The organism is Microbaculum mangrovi, from assembly GCF_051390635.1.
Taxonomy (GTDB): Bacteria; Pseudomonadota; Alphaproteobacteria; order Rhizobiales; family Tepidamorphaceae; genus Microbaculum.
The window spans coordinates 347150-364967 of record NZ_JBPODT010000005.1 but is presented as its reverse complement, the minus strand read 5'-3'; the positions used below and the strand labels follow the sequence as shown (position 1 = coordinate 364967).

Sequence of the window (17818 nt, the reverse complement as noted above, 5' to 3'; positions counted from 1 at the left end):
AAATGATCCGCAGGACGCGGCAGCCGCGTCCGCTGTTCCAGGTCACTTCGGTCCGCCGAGATAGGTCGCGAGAACGCGGGCGTCGTTCGCCAGGGCGCCTGCCTCGCCCTCCATGGCGATCTTGCCTTGCTCGATGACGTAGCCGCGGTCGGCCGCCTGCAGGGCCGCGCGGGCATTCTGCTCGACGACCAGAAGGGACACGCCGCGGCGCCGAAGTTCGATGATGATCCGGAAGATGTCACGCACGATGCGCGGCGCGAGCCCCAGCGACGGCTCGTCGAGCATGAGCAGGCGCGGCTTGCCCATCAGCGCCCGGGCGAGCGCCAGCATCTGGCGTTCGCCGCCCGACAGGGTTCCCGCTTCCTGGCCGGCGCGCTCCTTCAGCCGCGGGAACAGCTCGTAGATTTCCCTGCGCACGGCATCGATCGCCGCCGATCCGTCGCCGCGCCGGCCGAAGGCGCCGAGCTCGATATTGTCGCGAACGCTCATGCTGGAGAACAGGGCGCGCTCCTCGGGCACGAGGACGAGACCCATCTCGATGCGGTCCTCCATGGGCAGGCGATCGATGCGTTCGCCCATGAAATGGATCTCTCCGGTGCTCGGCTGGGCGCCGACGAGGGCGCGCAGCAGGCTCGACTTTCCCGCGCCGTTGGGGCCGATCGCCGTGACGATGCTGCCGGGGGCGACGGACAGGGAGACATCGGAGACCGCCACGATCTTGCCGTAGCTGACGCCGATGCCGCGTGCTTCGAGCAGTGCGGTCATGGGCGCACCTCCGCGAGCCCGTCTAAGGGCCCGTCGATCGGGTCGTCGACGCCGCCGAGATAGGCCTCGATCACCCGCGGGTTCGCGCGCACCGACGCGGGATCGCCCTCCGCGATCTTCACGCCGAAGTCGACGACGACGAGGCGGTCGACCAGATTCATCACGAAGTCCATGTCGTGCTCGACCAGCAGGATCGACAGTCCCTGCTCGCGCAGGTCGGACAGAAGGGCCGCGAGATCCTGCTTTTCCTGATGGCGCAGGCCCGCGGCCGGCTCGTCGAGCAGAAGCAGCGCCGGATCGAAGGCGAGTGCCCTGGCGATCTCGAGGACGCGCTGTTGTCCCAGCGCCAGATTGCCGGCCTCGATGTCGGCGAGGTGCCCGAGCCCGACGCGCTCGAGCTGATCCTGGGCGACGCGCAGGATCTGCGCCTCCTCCGCCCGGTCGGCACGGGCCATGGCGGCGAAGACGCCGGCGGACCCGCGGAGGTTGGCACCGAACGCGGCGTTCTCAAGCGCGCTCATCTGCGGGCGAAGCTGCACGTGCTGAAACGTCCGTCCCACGCCGAGGGCGGCGATGTCCCTCTGCGCCAGCGTCTCGATCCTGGTGCCCAGGAACCGGACGGTTCCGGAGGTCAGCGACGCGACACCGGTCAGCAGGTTGAAGAGGGTGCTCTTGCCGGCGCCGTTGGGGCCGATGAGGCCGAGTATCTCTCCCGCCTTCATGTCGAAGGAGACGTCGTCGACGGCGCGCAGGCCGCCGAAGACCTTGGACACGCAATCGACTTCGAGCAGGGGCGTGCCGCGCTCGGGAAGCGCGCGCCGGGGCAGGGCCGGCGCCGAAGCCGGCGCCTTCACGGGCTGCTTTGATGGCAGAAACCGCGAGACAAACGACATCAGCCCGGCGGGCGCGCCCTGGATCAGGATGATCACCAGGAGACCGAAGGCTGTGATTTCGTAGCTGCCCGTCCTGCCGGTCAGGAGCGGTAGCCATTCGCGCAGCCATGTCCGCACGGTCTCGAAGACCGCCGGGCCCAGGATCGCGCCGCCCAGGTTGCCGGTGCCGCCGATCACCGCCATGAACAGGTAGTCGATCGACGCGTTGACGCCGAAGGGCGACGGATTAACGACCCGGACGTAGTGGGCCTGCAGCCAGCCCGACAGGCCGGCCAGGACTGCGGCGAGCACGAAGACGATCAGCTTGAGCCGCGCGGTCGACACGCCGAAGCTCTCGGCCAGAACCTCCGAGGGGAGGCTGCGCATCGCCCGGCCGATGCGGCTGTCGAGCAGGTTGGTCACCGCGAGCATCGCCAGGCCGACGAGACCCCAGATGACCAGGTAGAAGTCGCGCGGGTCGGTCAGCACGGCCTCGCCGATCGAGACCGCCGGGATGTCGGTGATCCCGTTGAACCCGCCGAGAACCGGAATGTTGGCGAACAGGTAGAAGAGGGCGATGCCCCAGGCGAGCGTGCCGAGAACGAGGTAGTGACCGGCAAGGCGCACGGTCAGCGCGCCGAGCGCGACGGCGAACAGCACCGTCACCGCGAGGGCGACGGGCAGGGTCGCGAATACCGACCAGCCGTACTGCGTCGTGAGCACCGCGGTAGAATAGGCGGCAACGCCGCAGAACGCGGCCTGTCCGAAGGACGTCATTGCCGCGACGCCCGTCATCAGCACCAGGCCGATACAGACGAGGGCGGACAGGCCGATATAGGTGAGCGGCGTCACGTAGCCGATCGGCAGCACGAACGGCGCGAGCGCGAACAGGGCGACGGCGCCGGCGATGAAGAGGCGGCGCGGGCTCAATGCTCTTCGTCCTCATGACGGCGCGGCTGCGTGGCCGAGCGCCAGAGCAGGAAGGGGATGAGCAGGCCGAAGACGATCGCTTCCTTGAACGGCGATGCGTAGAAGGCGGCAAAGCTCTCCACCAGGCCGACGAGCACCGCGCCGAGAACGGCCAGCGGAAAACTCGCCAGCCCGCCGATCACCGCGCCGACGAAGCCCTTCAGCGAAACGAGGAATCCCGAGTCGTAGTAGAGCGTAGTGACCGGACCGATCAGCACGCCGGAGAACGCGCCGATGGCCGCGGCAAGCGTGAAGGCCAGCGCCCCGGTGGAATTGGTGCGGATGCCGACGAGCCGGGCGCCGAAGCGGTTCACGGCGGTTGCGCGCAGGGCCTTGCCCCACAGCGAGCGGCCGAAGAAGTGCCAAAGCGCGAGCATCAGAACGGCCGATGCGGCGAAGACCAGCATGAGCTGCCAGGAAACCCGCGTCACGCCGATGTCGATGCGCCCGGGAATGAATGGCGGCGTGCGAAAGCCCTCCGACCCGAAGAAGATCAGGCCGAGCCCGGTGAGCGCGTAGTGCACGGCGACGGCCACGAACATCAACGTGAGCGTCGGCCGGTCGGCCAGGGGCTGAAACACCACGCGGTAGACGATGTAGCCGATCGGCGCGACCAGTCCGATGACGAGCGCGACCTGGACCAGAAGCGGCGGTTTGATCGGCGCCAGCCAGAGCGACAGCGCCCCGGCGGCCAATGGAATTCCGAGAGACAGGAGCAGCGTCGTCGGCAGCCCCTTGGCATTGCCGCGCCGCCACGCGCGCCAGCCTTCCACCAGCGCGCAAAGGAGGCCGAGACAGCCGGTAAGCCACACTGTCCCGGGCACCACGCCTTGCTGGAACAGCGCGAGCGACAGCGCGCCGAGCATGAGGAAGTCGCCGGCGGGGACCCAGAGGACGCGGGTGACGACGAAGACAAGGAGGATGGACAAGGCCATCAGGGCGTAGACGAGCCCGTTCGTCAGTCCGTCCTGCGCGAGCAGCAGGGCAATGTTCGAGTTCATCGGCCGCGGGCCTCGGGTTCGGTTTTCAGGGATTGATCGCGGGCCCGATCCCCAGGCGCGGCCGCCGTTCCGTTTCCGGAAACCGACGGTCGCGTCCGGTTCGGACCGCGTCCGGCTATTCCGCCAGGCGGAAGCCGTCGCCCTTGACCTCGACGAGGACGCGCGCGCGCTCGTCGACGCCGTAGTGGTCGGTTTCGGTGAACGTGTAGATCGCGTTCGTTCCGGCCACCTCGGCTCCGCTCTGCAGGGCATCGCGCATCGCCGTGCGGAACTCCGGGGTGCCCGGCTCGGCCGTTTCGGCGGCTACCTTGGCGGCGGCGCCGACCAGCAGCATGGCGTCCCAGGCATAACCGCCCAGCGGGTTTGCCGAGCCCTCGCCCCACTTGCCTTCATAGGTCGAGATGAAGTCGAGCGAGACCGCCTTGATCGGGTTGGCATCGGGCAGGTCGTTTGCCGCGACCATCGGGCCGGTCGGCATCAACGCGCCTTCGGCCGCGGGGCCGGCGGCTTCGATGAACTTCTTCGTCACCGTTCCGTGCGTGTGATAGATCGGCCCTTCGAACCCCTGGTCGCGCAGGGTCACGTGGGGCAGCGCGGCCGCGGTGCCGGAGGCGCCGACGAAGACGGCGTCGGGATCCGCGGCAATGGTTTTCAGGGCCTGGGCGGTGACGGAGGTATCGGTGCGGTTGAAGCGTTCGCCGCCGACCACCTCGATGCCGTTGTCGGCCGCGACCTGTTCCAGGGCGGTCCAGTTCAGATCACCCCAGCCGTCGGCATAGCCGATGAAGGCGATGGTCTTCAGGTCCTTCTTGTTCATGTCCTCGATGATCGCCGAGACCATGATCGGCACCGGCTGGGCGAGATTGAAGACCCAGGCCCGCTTGTCGTCGGGGATCCGGATCGGGGCCAGGGCGATCATCGGGGTCTGCGCCTCGTTGGCGACGTCGACAATCGCGGCGGATGTCACGCTGGATGTCGAACCGAGAAGGACGTCGACCTTGTCCTCGTCGACGAATTTGCGGGCGTTCTTCGTCGCAGTCGTCGGGTCGGTACCGTCATCAAGCACGATCCATTCGACCGGTATGCCGCCGACCGTATCCGGGAACGTCTCGATGGCGTTTCTGTAGGGGATGCCGTTGGTGGCGTTCGGACCGGTGAACGTCCCGGTGATTCCGACTTTCAGGCCTTCGGCGGCAACCGGCGAGATCGCGAGGCAGGCAGCCAGGGTGAAGACAGCACTTCCCAGTTTGAATTTCATATTCACAGTCCCTCTGCTGTTGTCGTGCGGGAGCGGCTTGTTGGCTCTTGGGACCCGCGGTTACAGGCTTGTGCTGAGCGTGGCGCGCATCGCCTCCTTCAGCTCGTCCAGGCGCGAAACGAGATCCGCCTGGGATTCCACCGAGAACTCGGCGAAAATCTCCTCGATCCAACAGGCGTGGATCGGCGCCATCCCGGCGAAAGCCTCGCGGCCCTCGCTGGTCAGGCCGATGACAATGGCCCGACGATCGTCGGGCGCGGGGGAGCGCACGACGAATCCGCGCCTCTCGAGATCGTCGATCACCGCGGTCACATTCGATCCGGTCACGACCGTGCGCCGGGACAGTTCGCCCATGCGGATGCCGTCGGGAAACCGGTCGAGCTGCGACATCAGGTTGAAGGCGGTCTGGTTGATCCCGAACCGCTCCTTGATCCGTCCCTTCACGCGTTGCTCGGCGGTGTGGGCGCAGGCCAGCAGGCGCACCCACAGCCGCAGATGCTCCTTGCCGTCGTCGGTCCGGGTTTCGGACCGACCCTTCCTCGATTTCCGCGCGGCGGTGCCCGTGTCGACATCGGTCATGTGGTGCCTCCCACCAGGGCTCGTCGGTAAAGCTTGCCTGTCGGCCCGGTCGGAAGACTGTCGACCGGATGGATGTCCTTCGGCAGCTTCGCGGGGTGCAGAACCCCGTTCTCCCGGCACCAGCCGAGAATGTCGCCCGGATCGACGTCAGGGGCGTCCAGGACCACCCAGGCCTCGATGCGCGATCCCCACAATGGATCCGGTATTCCCGCGACCGCCGCCTGGCGTACGGCGGGATGGCGCATCAGGGCAGCCTCTATTTCCTCGGCCTGGACCTTGATGCCGCCGCTGTTGATCAGGTGGTCGGTCCGGCCCACGACGCGGAGGCCGCCGGCCTCGTTCAGGTAGCCGGTGTCTCCGGAATACCACCACCCGTCCCGAAAGCGCTCCGCACTCAGCGTCGGATCCTTCCAGTAGCCGGTCGCAAGCGAGGGGCCGGACAGCAGGATTTCACCGACGTCTCCCGGACCGAGGCCTCCTTTTGAAGGATCTTCCGGATCGGCGATGCGGACCCTTGCCGTGCGGGCGACAAGGCCCGGGGGCGCGTCGTCGGCTGCAAAGGCGTCCTCGTGAACCAGGACACCACAGGCGCAGGCGCCCTCGGTCGACAGATAGGCGGTGGTCACCCGTGCGGCGACGCGCGCCTGGATCTGTCCGACCAGCGCGCTCTCGGGCGGCTCGCCCGACATGAAGGCCAGCCGCACGGCGGACAGGTCGTCGCTGTCGCTCAGGGCACCGAGCACCATCCGCCACATCGTCGGAACCAGAGGCGCGATGGTGATCCGCTCGGACTGCAGGCCATCGACGAAGGCGGCCGGCTCGAACCGGCGCTGAAAGTGAAGGCGGGCGCCCGATGCGAGAAACGGCGGCACCACGTTGGCCCAGCCGCCGAAGGAGGTGCCGATGACGACGAGCACGCTGTCGCTGTCGTCGAGGTCGCGATAGACCTCCGGTCCGGCGGCGCAGGAGGCGAGAATGGTCCGGTGGGTATGGACGACGCCCTTGGGCCGCCCCGTCGACCCGGACGACAGGACGACGGCCACGGGATCGTCGGGGTCGGCGGCGTCCAGCGGCTCCACGGGGTCGGCGAAGGCGGCAGGAAAGCCATCCGGATCATCGAGCAGGACGACATTCGGCGGGCGGGCGGCCGCTTCGCGGATCCGGCTCGCCAGATCGGCGAATTCGCTGTCGCAGAGCAGGAGCCCGGCTTCCAGCCAGTCGATCGTCTCCGCCAGGCGATCCGGCGTATCCATGAGGTGCAGGCTGGTTACGACGGCCCCGCAGCGGACGGCGCCGAACCAGGCGACCGTGTGGGCGACACTCGGGCGGGCGATGAAACACACATGACTGCCGCGCGCGACCCCGAGTTGTTGCAGCGCACCCGCCGCCAGCCGCGTCGCCTTCTCCACGCCCGGCCCGTCCAGTCGGAGTTCGGCGTCGGTCAGGAACGCGCGGTCACCACGCAGGGCGCAGGCCGCCGTCACCATATCGCCGAGGGTCGCGGCGCCGGCCGGCCCTGAGCGATCGTTCGGTGCGGCGTGCTGCATGACCCGTTTCTTCCTCAGTATGTCCGGGAGATGATGTGTTTCATCACTTCGTCCGTTCCCGCCCAGATGCGGTGGACACGCGCATCCGTCCAGGCCCTCGCGATCGGGTATTCCCGCATGTAGCCGTATCCGCCATGCAGCTGGACGCAATCGTCGATCACCTGGTCGGCGAGCTTGGTCGTCCACAGCTTGGCCTTGGCCGCCATTCGTTCGCTCAGCCGGTCTTCGGCCAGGAGCGCGATGCACTGGTCGACGAAGGGGCGACCGACGGCGATCTCGGTCTCGATCTCGGCCAGCTTGAAGCGCGTGTTCTGGAACGAGACGACGGGCTTGCCCCACGCCGATCGCCCGCGCACGTAGTCTAGGGTCTGTTCGAACGCGGCCTCGGCCATCGCCATCGAACGGACGGCGACCACCATCCGCTCCTGCGCCAGCCCGTGCATGAGCTGTCGCCAGCCTTCGTTCTCCACGCCGCCGAGCAGGGCGTCCTCGGGGACGATCATGTCGTCGAAGAACAGTTCGGCGGTGTCCTGTGCGTGGTTGCCGACCTTCTTGAGCTTCCGGCCGCGCCGGAAGCCGGGCAGCGAGGTATCGACCAGGAACAGCGAGATCCCCTTCGGGCCGCGCTCGGGATCCGTCTTCGCGGCCAGCAGGACCAGATCCGAAATGATGCCGTTGGTGATGAAGATCTTGCTGCCGTTGATGCGGTAGCCGCCGTCGACCCGCTTCGCCGTGGTGCGCAGACCACCGAGGTCGCTGCCGGTGTGGGGCTCGGTCAGGCCGATCGCGCCGATCGCCTCGCCCGACGCCATCCGGGGCAGCCAGCGTTGCTTCTGATCCTCGGTTCCGAAATGCGTCAGGAACGGCGCAACGATGTAGCCGTGCATGTCCCAGGCCGGCGCGCCGAGGGTCAGGCGGCCAAGCTCTTCCAGAACGACGGCGTCGAACCGGAAGTCGCCGCCGACCCCGCCATAGTCCAGCGGGATGCTCGTACCCAGGAGACCGATCTCGCCGGCCTGGAGCCAGGCTTCCCGGGGCGTCCGCCCGTCCTCTTCCCACTGCGCGTAATGCGGCAGAACCTCGCGCTCGAGGAACCCGCGAACGGACCTCCTGAAGGCCTCGTGTTCTTCAAGAAAAACCGTTCGCGTCACTTCGAAGCTCATTGTTCGTCCGGTCCGTCGTCAGAAGTGGTTCAATTCTGAATATTTCAGTTTTGAATTTATCCGTTGTCAAGGGGCATCGTCCCGGGCATCCCTCAGTGAAGAGCCGCCGGTGACGGTCCGACTGACCTTGAATGAGAACGGGTGCCGGCGCCGCCCATGCGAAGGCAATTGCGGAAACCCGCCGGCCCGTGCTTGCTGGCAAGCATGTCACCGGCAAGTGATTCGGCCCCGATCGCGCACATCGACTATCTGGATGGATTGAATCCGGATCAGCGTCGTGCGGTCGAGCACGGACAGGACGGTTCCGCGATTCCCGGGCCATTGCTGGTCATCGCCGGTGCGGGCTCGGGCAAGACCAACACCCTGGCCCACCGCGTGGCGCACCTTCTGGTCCGCGGCACCGATCCGCGCCGGATCCTGCTGATGACCTTCACCCGCCGCGCCGCCGCCGAGATGACCCGCCGTGCCGAGGCGATCGCCGCGAAGGCCCTGGGAGCAAATGCCGCAACGCTTGCCGGCGGCCTCGAGTGGGCCGGCACCTTCCATGGCGTCGGCGCCAGGCTGCTTCGCGAGTACGCCCACACCATCGGGCTCGACCCGGCCTTCACCATCCACGACCGCAGCGACTCCGCCGACCTGATGAACCTGGTCCGCCACGAGATGGGCTTCTCCAGGACCGAGAAGCGGTTTCCGGCGAAAGCGACCTGCCTCGCGATCTACTCGCGCACCGTCAACGCCAAGGCGGGACTCGACGAGATCGTCGTGCGGTCCTTTCCCTGGTGCGCCTCGTGGCAGCAGGAGCTGCAGACTCTGTTCGCCGCCTATGTCGAGGCCAAGCAGGCGCAGGGCGTTCTCGACTATGACGATCTGCTGTTGTGGTGGGCGCAGATGATGACCGTGCCGGAGCTGGCCGCCGACATCGGCGCCCGCTTCGATCACGTGCTTGTCGACGAGTACCAGGACACGAACGGCCTTCAGGCATCGATCCTGCTCGCGCTGAAGCCCGAGGGCAGCGGCCTTACGGTGGTCGGGGACGATGCCCAGTCGATCTATTCGTTCCGATCCGCCGACGTGCGCAACATCCTCGACTTTCCGGGTCACTTCACCCCGCCCGCGCGCCTGGTGACGCTGGAGCAGAACTACCGCTCGACCCGACCGATCCTCGCCGCCGCCAATGCCGTGATCGATCTCGCCGAAGAGCGCTTCACAAAGAACCTCTGGTCGCAACGCAGCAGCGGCGACCGCCCGTCGATCGTCTGCGTTCGCGACGAGACGGACCAGGCCCGTTTCGTGGCGGAGCGGATCCTGGAAAACCGGGAGAGCGGAACTCAACTCAAGTCACAGGCGGTCCTGTTCCGTGCGTCGCATCACAGCGGGCCTCTCGAGGTCGAGCTAACCAGCCGCAATATCCCGTTCGTGAAGTTCGGCGGGCTGAAGTTTCTCGAAGCCGCGCACATCAAGGACGTGCTGTCGGTGTTGCGCTTCGCCGAGAATCCGCGCGACCGCATCGCCGGTTTCAGGGTGCTGCAACTGATACCGGGCATCGGCCCGGCGAGCGCATCCCGAATTCTGGAAGACATGGCGAGCGGCGTCGGGACCTTGCCGGCGGAACCGCCGCTGCGGGTTTCTCCCGAGGCCTGGCAGCCCTTCGTCGACCTGATGGACGGGCTTCGGGCCGGGCACGTCTCATGGCCGGCCGACATGGATCAGGCTCGGCGCTGGTATCAACCCCATCTGGATCGGCTTTACGAGGATGCAAGCGTCCGAACGACCGATCTGGTCCAGCTTCAGCAGATCGCCACTGGCTATCCGTCGCGCGAGCGCTTCCTCACCGAACTGACGCTCGATCCGCCGCAGGCGACAAGCGACCTGGCCGATGCGCCGATGTTGGACGAGGACTACCTGATACTCTCGACAATCCATTCGGCGAAGGGGCAGGAATGGAAGTCCGTCTTCGTGCTCAATGCCGTCGACGGGTGCATCCCCTCCGACCTGGGAGTCGGATCCAGGGACGAGACCGAAGAGGAACGACGGCTGCTCTACGTCGCCATGACGCGCGCGCGTGACAGTCTCGACCTGATCGTACCGCAGCGGTTCTACACGTCCGGTCAGTCCGGGCGCGGCGATCGCCACGTCTACGCCGGCCGCACGCGGTTCATTCCCGATACGATCCTCGAGCACTTCACCTTGACGGCATGGCCGGTCGCGGAGGAGGCCGGCGGGACGCATTCGCCGATAACCAAGCCGATCGATATCGGCGAGCGCATGCGGTCCATGTGGGCGCAGCGGTAGAACCGGGCGCGTGTGCAGCCAACCATGCGACATCTTCGGTCAGCACGGAAGCCGTGCATCAGCCGCCCGGTTCGTGTTTTCCGGGATAGGCAACGTTGGATAGACCCGGGATCTCGACCAATTCCGGGCGGCAATCGTGTTCGCATAGCCTGTCGATCACATAGTCGGCGACGCAGTTCGATATCAGTTGCCTCGGGTCCTCGAGAACGAACCGCAGCCGACTGACGAAGGCGAACATGTCCGAAGGCGAGGTGACCGGCGGCAGCTCGCTCACGGATTCGGTCGCGCGATTGACCGCTACGCCCGCGCGCGGCGTGAACGCGTAGCGCGGATAGGTCTCGAACATGCGCGAGGCCAGCCGAACATTTGCATAGGTGTTGTACCAGACCGTCCGATAGTGCTGCTCGACGTCGTGCCAGGGGTCGTCGCCACCATCGCTCGCGGGAGCGAGATCCGGTGCGTGCGGCACGATATAGAGCCTTTCTGAGGGAAGCCGCCCCTCGCTCGCACGCGACAGCAGGTGGCACATGTTGTTGCTCGACCAGGTCAATCCGGCGGTCGGACGGCCGGACTGCCCGACGATCAGGACCTTGAGCTGCTCCCAATGCAGCGCCTGCGCGCGGAGCCACCGGATCATCCGGGCGCTGATGTCGAGCGCGGTCAGGCAGAACGTCGCGATCATCACGTGATTGAACGGGACGGGGGGCGCGCCGGCTGCGGTCGCCTCGAGATAATGGTCGCGCAGGTGGTCGAAGGTGAACGGCGACTGGTCGGCCAACGCCGATTGCAGATAGTCCGATGTCACCGTGCAGGCATAATCGACGAGATCAACGATTTTGGTTTCGAAGCCTGCCCACGCGTCGACCGCTAAGGTGTCGCGCCAGAGCGCAAGCGTATTCGCCCCCTTCACGACGCGCAGCTGATCGGCAAGTCGCCGCGCATCGGCCCGCCAGGTGGTGCTTTCGGGATCGAGTTCTCGCATCCGGACCAGCGCGGCGACGGAGGGACCGAGATGCGAGATCGCGGCCATTTCCACGAACCCGCGGGTGCTCAGCCGGAAGCTCTCGACGACAGGAGGGCGATCGTCGCCGGAGAAGACAGCGATATCGGTGCCGGATATGACGAGGAGTTCGCCCGGTATAGTCCCGATCTCGGCTGCCTGGGTGAGATGGCTGCCGATGCTGTCGCTGTCTGCCGTGTAGGTCTTGAAGAGCTGCACGAATTCGGGCGACTGGGTGATTGGCACGGTGGTTTCCTCCTCGATCCGGCGCAGGCGGCCCGGCTTGGATAGTGCCGCGTCCCCATCGGCGTTGTCACGCGAATACGCGGCGCCTGGCACTCAGATCAGGATGAACGTCCATATGGCGACGAGGGCGGTCGGAAAGAGCCAGCGACAGACGTGGTCGAGCCTCAGCGCGCTCTCCGTCTTTCCCTTGACGATCAGAACCGACGTCATCGTCGCCTCGACCAGGGATCCGAACACCAGGATCGTCGAGCCCAGTATCAACTGGTCCAGAAGCGTGAAGTAACTGAGTTTCGGCAGCATGCTCGTCATCGCGAACTGGAAGGCGATCAGCGTCAGCATCGAGGTCGCGGCGAGCCCGATCTGCGGGCCGAAGCGCTCCGGCTCGATCCAGAAAACGGCAAAGGACATCAGGACGATCAGCAGCAACGGCAGCATGACCTTCCAGACGAAGTACTGCCCATTCCGGCTCGCGAGAATGTCGACGTAGAGGACGGAATAGGTGGTGTTGAACTCGGGAACGATTTCTTCGGCCACCGTCGTTTCGACGCCGTTGATCGACCAGTCGGGGATATTCAGCAGCGCCGCCAGCCCACCGAACTGCGGATCCAGCCGGATCCGGACCCGATCGGCCGGGTACTCCAGTATCGCGATCCTGATCCGCATCCGGTGGCTGTCGAAGGGAAAGTCGCGAAGGTTGTGGTAGGTCGCTACCGAGCCGAAGAAGCGCTGGTAGTACTCGACGACGCCACCTGACTGAATGTGGACCTGGTCGGCTCCGAACTCTCCGCGTGAACGCCGGAGCTGGTTCGAGTTCAGAACGTCGGTCACGGGAAACCACACCAGCGACCGGTGTAGCCGACATCCGCCAAGCCTCGCGAGGCGGGGGTCGCGCCAGGTCTTCCGGAGTATGAAGTCGCCTTCGAGAGACTGCCCCACGTCGTCGATCGCGGTGACGTCGGAGACCAGTATTCCGACCGTGATCACGATCGGGGCACCAGCCCCGTCGGGCGGCGTATCGGCATGATAGTCGGCCGGAAGGGCGCAGTTCTGCGCTTGCGCGGCCGCCAGGGGAAGCGCGCCGATAAAGACAAGCGTGAACAGACCGAAGGCGAGGATCCGGTTCAACGTCCCCTCCGGATTTCAGCCATCGCAACGCAACGCGTAGCCGAGAGCCAGATTCCGCACGGCTAGTTGGCGGCACCGCCGGACGATTTTCAAGTACGATCTATGGCGCGGATTGATCTCCCGTACGGTCGCCAACGGCTACGGTCGCGCTCGAATCCGATCCGATCAGCCGCCTATGCATCGATTTACGTGCGATGGCGACCGGCCTACGATCAGCCAACGTCAGTAGGAACCGAAATGCGGGTGAGGGGGCTCGGTTCCATAGGCTTCCGGGGGACGGGAAGGGATGGCGAGCGGGCTGCGCATCTTCGTGCCGGTGGCGATCCAGGCACTCATGGACCGTCTCAGGCCGCGCCTGGAGGCGACGGCGGGGCAGGCGCTGGCACCGCTCATCGACCTGAACCCCGTGATCCCCGAACGGATCGCCGCGGGGGAGGCATTCGATATCGGCTTGACCAATCCGCCCTATGTGGAGGCGCTGGCGACGGCTGGCCGTGTCGATGGCGCGAGCCATCGGCCCTTCGGCCGGGTGCCGCTTGCCATTGGTCGCAGGGCTGGCACGGACGGGTCGGTCCTGACCGGCGCGGCAGAGATCGCGGCCCTGCTCCGAAGTGCGGACAGCATCGGCTATACCGGTGCAGGGACGAGTGGGCGGACGTATCTGAACGTCATGGCGCGGCTCGGCCTGACCCAGGCGGTGGCGCCGCGCGGCCGGCCGATGGGGGCAGGCGAGCCGGTGGCCTCGGTCGCTGCGGGCGACACGGCGCTTGCCGTGGCGCCGCTGACCACGATCCTGTCGAGCCCTGGCATCGTTGCCGCCGCCATCTTTCCGGACGCGCTCGCAGCGCATATCGACATGTCGATCTTCCTGAGCCCCATGCCCGGGGCGGGCGCGGCCGCGGTACTGGAGCGTCTGACGGGACCGGAACTCGATGCCGAGCTCGCGGCGGCAGGGCTGGTTCGGTTTGCGTTCGACTGACGGTAGGTCGGAAGACCCTTGGCGGCGCATACGCGGCGTCGCGACGTGTCCGGGCTCCTATCTCTCGGGTGCGGTCAGGCGTCGGCCCTCGAAGCTGAAGGTCTCCAGGACCGCGCCGGGATCGGATATCGGGTCGGCCGCTTCCAGGTCGCCAGCCTCGGAGAACCGCAGCGAGATCGTACCCGAGATCGCGCCATCCGTCGTGTCCAGGGTCCCCTGATAGTCGACCCGGCCGAAGTTCGATCCCGCGCTTCCGGGCGGCGTCGGGAAGTTCAACGAGATCGCGGAGAACGCGATGCCACCAGCCTCGCCGGGACCGCACGACCATGCGCCCTGGCCGGCGGAGAACGGGTCGTAGACGCCGGTCTGCCCGCCCTGCCGGGAATCCGTCACCAGCAGGCCTCCCCCCGGCGCGAAGGTGACGATGCCGCGCGAGGCGAACACCCCTTCGATATCGGTGATCGTCGTCACGTAGGTCCCGGGCAGCAATCGGCACCCGAGCGGCTCCGCGGCGGCAGGCAAAGCCGCCGATGCGGCCGCGGCCAGTGTTACGGCGGACAATAGCGTCCGGCTCAGGTGCTGCATTCGCGTGTCCTCCCTGCCCGGTCGGCTTTCAGTCGGTCCATTGCAGGACGTCGCGAACGACGCTCCAGCGCGGCGTGGTCGGCTTCGCCCCCCTGCCGAGGATCCAGTACTCGTAAAGCCGGTGAAGCGTTCCATCGTTTCGCTTGAGTTGCAACCAGGTCCCGATATCGGCGGCGATCTGCGTGTCGGCCCGGGCGAACAGGATCGCGATCGATGCGGAGGTCTCGTCGTCGCGGGGGTCTATGACGGCGAATTCGGGATGGATCAGCGTCCAGGCGGATCCGCCCTCGGCCGTCGTCACCAGCGCGTCCATGCGCTCCGGCGGTCCTTCGAAGAACTGGCTTTCGGACCACAGCTCGACGATGCGCGCCTCTGGCAGGATCTGCCGGATGTAGTAGCCGAAGTAGCTGCCTGTCTTGATCCCGAGCACAAGGCCCTCGCCGGTGCCCAGCGCCGCCATGCTGGCGAAATCGCCGCGCTCGTGGTCCGCGCTCACGAACGCCAGGTTCACGTTCAGGTAGGGCTGGCTGTAGGTGGCATCCTCGTAGACCCCGACATTCACCGGGATACCCGACACGGCGACGTCGAAGTGATCCTCGCGGAGCTGATCGACCAGCGTCAGGGCATTGATGGGAACGAACTCCAGTTCGAGACCCAGGTCCCGGGCCAGGCGATGGGCGAGATCGATGTCGTGGCCGACCAGGTCGCCGCGCGCGTTGTAGTACGAGAATGGCAGGTTGTCGGGGTCGAAGCCGATGCGGATGCGCCGGCGGCGCTCGATGCGTTCCATCGGCGATTCGCCCGCAAGCAGGGCGTCGGTGTTCGGCTCGCTGACGGGCAGGATCGTGAACGGGCTGCGCTCCTGCATCAGGTTCATCTGGGCGATGACGTTCTCCCGGCTGAGGAAATCGTCGAAGAGCCGGCTCAGGGTCAGATGGGTTGCCCCTACGGTCACGACTGTCGCCACCAGGCAAAGCACCGCCGTCCCCGCGATCCCGGCACGTCTGAACACCAGAAGGCCGCTCATGGCGCAGGTCGTCAGCGACGTGAAGGCCAGCAGATGCGCCGCGCCGAGCATGTCGCTGAGCGGCCCCGCGACCGCGCTCGACATCAGGAACAGCCGGAAGATGTCGGCGGGAATCTCCTGCAGGTCCAGGAGGAAGGGGATCGTGACCGTCACCTTGCCGAAGCTGAGGAAGAGGCCCGACGTCGCGAACGGTATGTAGTCGGCGGCGTCCATCGGCCGGCCGTAGAACCAGGCGGCAAAGGGTATGAAGATCAGCGTCACGATCTTGCCGAGATGGGGAAACGGGTAGGCAAGCGGAATGACGAGGTCGGCGGCGTGTTCGAGGTCCTGGCGGCTTGGCCGGGCGCCCGATGAACCGAGACGGTCCACCAGCCGCTTCTGGCTCTCCACCAGCAACGGGATCACGGCGAAAACGCTTCCGATCGCGAGCGCCGTGATCAGGACGTTGCCCTGCGTCGCGATGATATCGACGTAGCGGAACGGCGTGACGGCCGAGACGATCAGCGGAAGCAGCACGAAGACGAGCAGGACCACCGCCGCGCCGTAGATCACGAAATAGGCCTGAAGCCGTCCGAACTCCTCCAGCGTGATGGTCCCCGCCGCGCTGGCCGCGATCGCGAACACGCCGATCGGGCTCAGTCGGGTCACGTAGTTGCTGACGCGCCCCAGCGTGTCATTCAGCGTCTTGAAGAGGGCGACGATCTCGGTCTTGTTCGGCGACTGCATCAGCGCGAAGCCGACGAGAATGCAGAACACCACGACGGCAGGGACGAAATTCTCCGACAGGGACCGGAACGGGTTCGATGGAACGAATATCTCCACGAAATCGAACTCGCGCGGCGGCGCGATCAGGCTGGTGCTGAAGAACGATCCCGAGGGCAGTACGGGCAACGCGCTGGCCAGCAGGGCAAGGGTCGCAAATCCGACGCCCCAGAGCACGAACAGGACCGCGAAGCTGATCAGGGCGAGCCTCTTGCTCTGGTCGATGGTCAGGCTGCCGATATTGCCGATGACCGAGCAGATGATGAACGGAAGCACCGTCATCTGCAGGAGGCCGACATAGACATCGCCCACCACGCGAAGCGGGGAGGCGATCTCGCCGAGAAAGATGCCGGTGCCGATGCCGAGCAGGAGCGCCAGCAAGATGCGTTGGAAGGGCGAGAGCGGCGCGCCGGTCCGCGGTGTCGCTCGCGATTGCGATCGTGCAGGCGCTGTCGGGCGTTGGTCCACCGGCGCCTCGCTTCAGGGTCTGGTCGTCATCGCCAGCCGCGCTCCGTGAAATAGGCCATCGCGCCGTCGTGGACGGGCGCGCCAAGACCTTCGGTGGCCATTTCGCGCGGTTGCAGCGATTCAAGAGACGGGTGGGCCGAACGCAGCAGCGGCAATTCCTCGAAGACGGCGGCCACGACATCGCGCACGACGTCGGCCGGCACCGCCTCCCGCGTCACGAGCCCGGCCCGTACGCCGATCGAGGGCGTCGGGTCGTGGATCCCCGGATAGACGTTCGCGGGAATGACGATTTCGGCCAGGTCGGCGGCACCCGCCAGCCAGTCCTCGATTTCCGGCCCCCGCAGCGGCAACAGTTGGGCCCCGCAGCGCTTCGTCGCGTCGAGGACGCTTGGGGTCGGCACGGCGCTCACCGTAACGAAGGCGTCCAGCCGACCCGAGCAAAGGGCGTCGGCGTCCAGCTCCATGGAAAACGTCTCGGCCATCGTCCCCTCGTCCAGCGACGCCCCGTAGGCTTCGACCAGTTCGTTGGTGAGCAAGCGGGTGCCCGACCCACGATTGCCTGAATTTATGTGCCGTGCGGACAGGTCCTGCACCCGTTCGATGTCGGAGCCTCGTGGCAGCACGACCTGGAGAATTTCGGGCTGAAGTGAGAGGACCGACCGCAGGTCCGGAACGCTCTTCACGCGCTGGGGATCGATCCCTTCAACCGCGGCACGCTGATCGTTTGCCTGCACGATCGCGAAGGTGAACGCGCCCGACGCGACCTGACGGACGTTGAAGACCGATCCTCCCGATGGTCCCGCACGGCAAATGGTGACGATCCTGTCGCCTCTGTCAGCGCGCCGTTTCGCGGCCCGGTTGACGGCTTCACAAATCGCCTGGCCGGCGGCGTAGTAGACGCCGGACGGGGAGCCGGTGCCCAGTGTGATGAAACGGTGCTGGACCGGCTCGCTGGCCGGGCGAGCCGGCGCGCCCGCCGGCACGGACAAAAATAACAATACCAGCGCGATATGCGCGCGGGAGGAAAACGCCTGGCCGCGAGTTCCGCGAGGTCTCATCCGATGGGACAAGTGGCACCTCACCTGCGCGGCCGATGGCCGCCGAAAATCGGCGACATCTCGCGGCGCGCCGCCCGGACATGTGGCCCGGGCAGGCGCCGTGATCTTCGGCAACGATGTCC

At 66.6% G+C, this 17818-nt stretch carries 14 protein-coding genes; 2 read left to right on the top strand and 12 right to left on the bottom strand.

The genetic code is table 11. The features are described from left to right. Positions 1 to 42 precede the first annotated feature (42 nt). The 7 genes from ACSF9G_RS22405 to ACSF9G_RS22375 form a co-directional block, all read right to left on the bottom strand. A complete protein-coding gene (locus ACSF9G_RS22405; protein ID WP_436644375.1) occupies positions 43 to 765 on the bottom strand; it encodes an ABC transporter ATP-binding protein in 723 nt (240 codons plus the stop codon). After that, complete coding sequence (locus ACSF9G_RS22400) at positions 762 to 2567, bottom strand: branched-chain amino acid ABC transporter ATP-binding protein/permease (RefSeq protein ID WP_436644374.1); 1806 nt, start codon at positions 2565 to 2567, stop codon at positions 762 to 764. The genes ACSF9G_RS22405 and ACSF9G_RS22400 overlap by 4 nt, the downstream gene beginning before the upstream one ends. Then, entirely contained in the window at positions 2564 to 3607 is a 1044-nt protein-coding gene (locus tag ACSF9G_RS22395) for a branched-chain amino acid ABC transporter permease (protein WP_436644373.1), read from the bottom strand. The genes ACSF9G_RS22400 and ACSF9G_RS22395 overlap by 4 nt, the downstream gene beginning before the upstream one ends. 115 nt (positions 3608 to 3722) lie before the next feature. Beyond that, positions 3723 to 4865: an ABC transporter substrate-binding protein gene (locus tag ACSF9G_RS22390; RefSeq protein WP_436644372.1), complete on the bottom strand. Its 1143-nt coding sequence runs from the start codon at positions 4863 to 4865 to the stop codon at positions 3723 to 3725. Positions 4866 to 4925: 60 nt separating this feature from the next. Continuing rightward, positions 4926 to 5444 (bottom strand): MarR family winged helix-turn-helix transcriptional regulator, encoded by a 519-nt coding sequence (locus ACSF9G_RS22385; protein ID WP_436644371.1) that lies wholly within the window; start codon positions 5442 to 5444, stop codon positions 4926 to 4928. After that, positions 5441 to 6991 carry a class I adenylate-forming enzyme family protein gene (locus ACSF9G_RS22380; RefSeq protein ID WP_436644370.1) on the bottom strand — a complete coding sequence of 517 codons (1551 nt, stop codon included), beginning with the start codon at positions 6989 to 6991 and terminating at the stop codon, positions 5441 to 5443. Before ACSF9G_RS22380 ends, ACSF9G_RS22385 begins: the two co-directional genes overlap by 4 nt. Positions 6992 to 7005: 14 nt before the next feature. Further along, positions 7006 to 8154, bottom strand: a complete 1149-nt coding sequence (locus ACSF9G_RS22375) for an acyl-CoA dehydrogenase family protein (RefSeq protein WP_436644369.1) — start codon at positions 8152 to 8154, stop codon at positions 7006 to 7008. A 204-nt stretch (positions 8155 to 8358) separates the two neighbouring features. Here ACSF9G_RS22375 and ACSF9G_RS22370 point away from each other — a divergent pair, with 204 nt between their 5' ends. Further along, complete coding sequence (locus tag ACSF9G_RS22370) at positions 8359 to 10446, top strand: ATP-dependent helicase (RefSeq protein WP_436644368.1); 2088 nt, start codon at positions 8359 to 8361, stop codon at positions 10444 to 10446. A gap of 58 nt (positions 10447 to 10504) precedes the next feature. On the opposite strand, the gene ACSF9G_RS22365 is transcribed toward ACSF9G_RS22370, so the two are convergent. Continuing rightward, positions 10505 to 11692 (bottom strand): DUF5624 domain-containing protein, encoded by a 1188-nt coding sequence (locus ACSF9G_RS22365; protein WP_436644367.1) that lies wholly within the window; start codon positions 11690 to 11692, stop codon positions 10505 to 10507. 93 nt (positions 11693 to 11785) lie between these two features. Further along, entirely contained in the window at positions 11786 to 12817 is a 1032-nt protein-coding gene (locus tag ACSF9G_RS22360) for a ligand-gated ion channel (protein WP_436644366.1), read from the bottom strand. Between the two features lie 286 nt (positions 12818 to 13103). Between ACSF9G_RS22360 and ACSF9G_RS22355 the strand changes: the two genes are divergently transcribed. Next, complete coding sequence (locus ACSF9G_RS22355; RefSeq protein ID WP_436644365.1) at positions 13104 to 13796, top strand: substrate-binding domain-containing protein; 693 nt, start codon at positions 13104 to 13106, stop codon at positions 13794 to 13796. Positions 13797 to 13853: 57 nt separating this feature from the next. Here ACSF9G_RS22355 and ACSF9G_RS22350 read toward each other — a convergent pair whose 3' ends face one another. From ACSF9G_RS22350 to ACSF9G_RS22340, 3 genes are all read right to left on the bottom strand, one after another. Beyond that, positions 13854 to 14381, bottom strand: coding sequence for a hypothetical protein (locus ACSF9G_RS22350; protein WP_436644364.1), 528 nt, complete (start codon positions 14379 to 14381; stop codon positions 13854 to 13856). Positions 14382 to 14409: 28 nt separating this feature from the next. Further along, entirely contained in the window at positions 14410 to 16551 is a 2142-nt protein-coding gene (locus ACSF9G_RS22345; RefSeq protein WP_436644363.1) for a cation:dicarboxylate symporter family transporter, read from the bottom strand. 113 nt (positions 16552 to 16664) lie between these two features. After that, entirely contained in the window at positions 16665 to 17810 is a 1146-nt protein-coding gene (locus ACSF9G_RS22340) for a TAXI family TRAP transporter solute-binding subunit (RefSeq protein ID WP_436644362.1), read from the bottom strand. Positions 17811 to 17818 lie beyond the last annotated feature (8 nt).

Excerpts from the sequence above, each read along its gene's own strand:
- ACSF9G_RS22405 (WP_436644375.1), bottom strand. The coding sequence starts at position 765 with ATGACCGCACTGCTCGAAGCACGCGGCATCGGCGTCAGCTACGGCAAG.
- ACSF9G_RS22395 (WP_436644373.1), bottom strand. The coding sequence starts at position 3,607 with ATGAACTCGAACATTGCCCTGCTGCTCGCGCAGGACGGACTGACGAAC.
- ACSF9G_RS22390 (WP_436644372.1), bottom strand. The coding sequence starts at position 4,865 with ATGAAATTCAAACTGGGAAGTGCTGTCTTCACCCTGGCTGCCTGCCTC.
- ACSF9G_RS22385 (WP_436644371.1), bottom strand. The coding sequence starts at position 5,444 with ATGACCGATGTCGACACGGGCACCGCCGCGCGGAAATCGAGGAAGGGT.
- ACSF9G_RS22380 (WP_436644370.1), bottom strand. The coding sequence starts at position 6,991 with ATGCAGCACGCCGCACCGAACGATCGCTCAGGGCCGGCCGGCGCCGCG.
- ACSF9G_RS22375 (WP_436644369.1), bottom strand. The coding sequence starts at position 8,154 with ATGAGCTTCGAAGTGACGCGAACGGTTTTTCTTGAAGAACACGAGGCC.
- ACSF9G_RS22370 (WP_436644368.1), top strand. The coding sequence starts at position 8,359 with ATGTCACCGGCAAGTGATTCGGCCCCGATCGCGCACATCGACTATCTG.
- ACSF9G_RS22355 (WP_436644365.1), top strand. The coding sequence starts at position 13,104 with ATGGCGAGCGGGCTGCGCATCTTCGTGCCGGTGGCGATCCAGGCACTC.
- ACSF9G_RS22350 (WP_436644364.1), bottom strand. The coding sequence starts at position 14,381 with ATGCAGCACCTGAGCCGGACGCTATTGTCCGCCGTAACACTGGCCGCG.